This window comes from Asticcacaulis sp. (assembly GCF_027484505.1).
Taxonomy (GTDB): domain Bacteria; phylum Pseudomonadota; class Alphaproteobacteria; order Caulobacterales; family Caulobacteraceae; genus Asticcacaulis.
The window spans coordinates 1-5,039 of record NZ_JAIXSV010000266.1 but is presented as its reverse complement, the minus strand read 5'-3'; the positions used below and the strand labels follow the sequence as shown (position 1 = coordinate 5,039).

Here is a 5,039-nt window from a genome sequence, read left to right as displayed (position 1 = left end):
GTGCCGGTGAAGATTGTGGGCGTGGGGAACAATTCTCTGATCGGGGAACTGGAAAAGGTACACGCTTGACCCTTGCCACCGAAGATTTCATCGAACTGAGCGAAGACAAGGTTCTGGCCTTGTCCGGACCCGCACAGCGCTATCTGGCCCTGATCGAAGGGGCCTATCACGTGCTGATCGAAACGCCCGGCGGCGGGTTTCAGGTGACGGGTAAGGTGCGTGATCGTCAGCGCGCTCATGTCATCCTCAACGCCTTGTCAGAGCTTTATGACGAAGGCGTGGAGATCAGCGAGGTCGATGTACGCACCCTGATCCAAAACCCGACGGGCAAGTCGCCGGTGTGGGCCGATCACCACGGCCAATCGCATGTGATCGTGATGGGCCGCAAAGGCGCCATTGCGCCGAAGACCGAGGGGCAAGCCAAATATTATCAGCAACTGCTGCGCAACGATCTGACCTTCGGTCTGGGTCCGGCGGGGTCTGGCAAGACCTTTATGGCGGTGGCGCATGGTACGTCCCTGCTGCTCAAAGGGGCGGTGGATCGTCTGGTCATCACCCGCCCGGCGGTCGAAGCCGGCGAAAAACTGGGTTTCCTGCCCGGTGATCTCAATGAAAAGGTCGATCCCTACCTGATGCCGATCTGGCAGGCGCTGGACGACATTCTGGGCGCGGAAAGCCTGCGTCGCCGCCGCGAGCGTAATGAGATCGAGGTCGCACCGCTGGCCTATATGCGCGGTCGCACCCTGTCCAACGCCTATGTGATTGTCGATGAGGCGCAGAACACCACCAAACAGCAGATGAAGATGGTGCTGACGCGCCTGGGCGAAGGCTCGAAAATGGTCGTCACCGGCGATCCGTCGCAGGTCGATCTGCCGCGCGCCTCGGATTCCGGTCTGGTACACGCCGTGGGTCTTCTGAACGACGTGAAGGGGGTAGGGGTGTCGCGCCTCACCGCCGAGGACGTGGTGCGGCACGAACTGGTCGCGCGCATCGTGCGCGCCTATGACAGCGAAAAGCATGACTGAATTTGCCCCCCTGATCGACATTGAGGTCGAACACGACGACTGGACCGAAGCCCTGCCGGAGGTGTCGGCGGTGGTGACGGGTGCCATTGAGGCGACGTTCGCGTATCTGGGGGCAAAGGAGCAGCTGGATCTGGTGGTGTTGCTCACCGATGACGCCGAAATGAAGGCGCTCAACAAAGAGTTCCGTCAAAAGAACGCCCCCACCAATGTGCTGTCCTTCCCCGCGCCGGACATGATGCACCCGCATCTGGGCGATATCGCCTTTGGGTTTGAAACCTGCGTGCGTGAGGCGAAAGAGCAGAAAAAAACGCTTAAGGCCCATGTGGCGCACCTCAGCGTCCATGGCGCTTTGCATCTTTTAGGGTATGATCACATCAACGATCCCGAAGCCGAGGAGATGGAAGACCTTGAGCGCAAGATCCTGCACGGGCTCGGCATTGCCGATCCTTACCTAGAGAAATAGGCCACTGACCATGCCGGAGCCTGACAGTCGTAGCGCCAAGCGCCCGACCGGACCCAGAAAGACCCTGTTGAACCTCTTTGGCCTTTTGGGGCCGGATGAGGCGGAAAAGCCGCTCAGTCTGAGCGACCGCCCCGAGGCTTCCAACGACCTGATCGAACACGCCCGTGCCTTTCAGAACCTGCGCGTATCCGACGTGATGACGCCGCGGGTCGATATTATCGGCATCGAAGACGCAGCCACCCTCTCCGAACTGGTACGGGTGTGCGTGGAAAGCGAACATTCGCGCCTGCCCGTCTATAGCGACAATCTCGATCATCCGGTGGGCGTCATCCACGTGAAGGATGTGTTCAAGCTGCTGGCTCCCTCCGAAGACCGGCGTATTCCCGACTGGGACGCGCCCGTGACCGACCGGCTGAAGCGTGAACTGATCTATGTGCCGGGGGCTATGTCGGCGACGGACCTGTTGCTGAAAATGCAGACTGAGCGCTCACACATGGCGCTGGTGATCGACGAACACGGCGGCACCGACGGGCTAGTGACGCTCGAAGACCTGCTCGAAGCCGTGGTCGGGGACATTGCCGACGAATACGACGATGACGAAGCCGAAGATCTGATCGAAACGCCGGATGGCCAGATCGAGGTGAGTGGCCGCGTCGAGCTGGAGACGCTTGAGGAACGGCTGGGTCTGCGCCTGTTCCCCGAAGATGGCGAGGATGAGGTCGATACGCTGGGCGGGCTGGTGGCAGTGCTGGCCGGCCGCGTGCCGCAACCTGGCGAAATCATCCCTTACGCCGCGGCGGGGATAGATATAGAGGTGCTGGACGCCGATCAGCGCCGCATCAAGCGCCTGCGCCTGCATCGTCACGAACGCAAACCCGACCTGATCCCGGAAGACGTATGACCCTGACCGCACTCGGCGCCCATCTGGCACCCGCCTTCGCCTTTTACCGCCGCTATGTGGGGCCAAAGCGGCAGGCGGCGCTGATGGGGGTGCTGCTGGGGCTGGCGCAGCCGCCGTTCGGATTTCTGCCGGGGCTTCTGGCCTATGCGGTCCTTCTGTGGAGCCTTGATCAGGACCTCGGCCCCAAACCGTTGCGCAAGGCCTTTGCGATGGGATGGTGGGCCGGGTTTCTCTATTTCCTAGTCGGCTGTTTCTGGGTGGCAGAGGCCTTTCTGGTCGATGCCAGCAATCAGGGCTGGATGGCCCCGTTTGCGGTCTGTTTGCTGCCCGGCGGTATTGCCCTGTTCTGGGGGGCGGCGTTTGCAGTCTATCGCAAACTGGTGAGCGGGCCGTTGGCGGGGCATTGGTCGCGCTGGCTGGTCTTTGCCGGTCTGTTTTGTCTGTTTGAGTGGCTGCGTGGCACGATCCTGACCGGGTTTCCATGGAATCCGGCCGGCGCGACGTGGAAGGCCGGTTCGGCCATGTCACAACTGGCAGCCCTGTTTGGCGTCTATGGCCTCAGCCTGTTTACCGTCACCCTGTTTGCCAGTCCGGCCGTCAGCCGTCGTGGTCAGGGCTTCAAAGGGCTGTGGCCAGTGGCCGTGTCGTCGGTCGTGCTGCTCTCGGGCTTCACCTTCGGAGCCGTGCGTCTGTCCACGACCGAGGTCGCGACGACGGGCACATGGATACGCCTTGTGCAACCAAACATCGGTCAGCGCGCCAAATGGAGCGAGGGCGCACTCCTCAGGGTCATGCGCGACTATGTCGCCTACAGTCAGGCACACGCGAAACGAGAATTTTTACAATCTGTTACAAAACGTGATAACAAAGGTTACCCGGACGTTATTATCTGGCCGGAAGGGGCGCTTCCGGACGCCGCTGAGAACCTGCTCGATCCACAATCGGAGACTGCAAACCTGTTTGCTGGCCTCCTTAAGCCGGATCAGGTTCTGTTGTGGGGTGCCTATCATCGCGCAATAGATGACCATGACGCCCTTGTGTGGCGTAACTCCCTGCTGGCGCTTTCCCGTGATGAGAGCGGGACGAACTATCAGGTGGTCTATTCCAAGTTCAAACTGGTGCCGTTTGGTGAGTTTTTGCCCTTCGAAAGCGTGCTGGAAAGCCTTGGTGTAAAGGAGTTGGCGCATGTCGGTGACGGCTTCAGTCCCGGCCCGCGCACGCATCCCGTCGCGGTCACGGGATTGCCGTCGTTTCTGCCGCTGATCTGTTATGAAGGCCTGTTCCCCGCCTTGGCCACGGGTGAGGCCAAACCATCGTCTGCCCCATTACGGCCATCATGGATTGTCAATATTTCCAACGATGCGTGGTTTGGCCCGACAACCGGACCGGTGCAGCATCTCAACCTGTCCAGCTATCGCGCTATCGAAGAAGGTCTGCCCATGGTCCGGTCAACCCCTACGGGTGTATCCGCGGTGATTGACCCCCTGGGGCGCATCGTGCCGCGCTCGGAAATCGGCATCGGTCAATCAGGCTTTCGTGATGTGATGTTACCGTCTGCGGTATCATTTGCCCCCTACACGCTGTGGCGGCACCTGCACCTCATGCTTGTAGCGCTTTTTTGCTTGATTCCATTGGTATTTGTGACTTTTGTAAACGTTAGCAAAAACAACCAAGAAAGATGACCGCCTCCCAGATCCGGATGGGAGGGGGTGTTATGACAAAAAGCGGTACGGCGACAACGCCGGCTGTATAAAGTAAAGAGGCAAAGTTGGACGAAAATTCTAAGACGGACCGCAGTCCGAATCCGGTTGATTTGCATGTCGGTGCGCGTGTGCGTATGCGTCGCAAGTTTTTGGGAATGTCGCAGGAGGCGTTGGCAGAAACCATCTCCCTGACCTTCCAGCAGGTGCAGAAGTACGAGCGCGGTTCCAACCGTATCAGCGCGTCGAAGCTGCACGAAATCTCGCGGGCGCTTAAGGCCCCGGTAGCCTACTTCTTTGAAGGCTATGGTGAGTCCGAAGCCGTTGAAGGCTTTTCGGAGTCACAGTCCGAGCAGTTCGTGCACGGGTTCCTGATGACCACCGAAGGCATCGAACTGGCTGAGGCCTTCCCACGCATTAAAAACGCCAAGCACCGTCGCCGTATCCTTGAGCTGGTGCGCGCGCTGGCGGAAGACAGCGAAGACTAAAGATTACAGACAGACCTACCTCCCCGCAAACCCCGCCCGATCGGCGGGGTTTTTATTGCTGGCGCGCGCATACTCAGCGGTTACCCCACAAACGACTTGATCATATAAAGATATGTTTATATGAGAGTGCGAGTAATCTAATTGAACAGCGGAGTTCGCCATGCGCCCGTCCTATATCTTCACTTCCGAAAGTGTCTCTGAAGGCCATCCGGACAAGGTTGCCGACCGGGTTTCCGATGTCGTGGTTGATGCCTTCCTGCGCGAAGACCCTGAAGCCCGCGTGGCTTGCGAAACCCTGGTGACGACCGAACGGGTTATTCTGGCCGGTGAAGTACGTGCGGCCGACGACAAGATGCGCGAAATCATCGCCGGTTTGGAAGACAAGGTGCGCGCCGCCATCAAAGATATCGGTTATGCGCAAAAGGGCTTCCACTGGGCCACGGCCCACTATGCTTGCCACCT

Annotated in this window: 6 protein-coding genes; all 6 read left to right on the top strand. The window is 59.5% G+C overall.

The window, feature by feature from the left end:
* The first annotated feature begins 65 nt into the window (after positions 1-65).
* Positions 66-1,025 carry a PhoH family protein gene (locus Q0072_RS15785; RefSeq protein ID WP_126422060.1) on the top strand — a complete coding sequence of 320 codons (960 nt, stop codon included), beginning with the start codon at positions 66-68 and terminating at the stop codon, positions 1,023-1,025.
* Entirely contained in the window at positions 1,018-1,488 is a 471-nt protein-coding gene (ybeY, locus tag Q0072_RS15780) for an rRNA maturation RNase YbeY (RefSeq protein WP_290793895.1), read from the top strand. Before Q0072_RS15785 ends, ybeY begins: the two co-directional genes overlap by 8 nt.
* Positions 1,489-1,498: 10 nt before the next feature.
* The gene (locus Q0072_RS15775; protein WP_298332019.1) at positions 1,499-2,389 is read left to right on the top strand and encodes a hemolysin family protein; all 891 of its coding nucleotides are present in this window, start codon (positions 1,499-1,501) and stop codon (positions 2,387-2,389) included.
* Positions 2,386-4,071, top strand: coding sequence for an apolipoprotein N-acyltransferase (gene lnt / locus Q0072_RS15770; protein ID WP_298332015.1), 1,686 nt, complete (start codon positions 2,386-2,388; stop codon positions 4,069-4,071). The genes Q0072_RS15775 and lnt overlap by 4 nt, the downstream gene beginning before the upstream one ends.
* Before the next feature lie 86 nt (positions 4,072-4,157).
* Positions 4,158-4,577, top strand: a complete 420-nt coding sequence (locus tag Q0072_RS15765) for a helix-turn-helix transcriptional regulator (protein WP_013477706.1) — start codon at positions 4,158-4,160, stop codon at positions 4,575-4,577.
* A 160-nt stretch (positions 4,578-4,737) separates the two neighbouring features.
* Positions 4,738-5,039: S-adenosylmethionine synthetase N-terminal domain-containing protein (locus tag Q0072_RS15760; RefSeq protein WP_298332009.1), on the top strand; the 302-nt coding region annotated here is incomplete at its 3' end.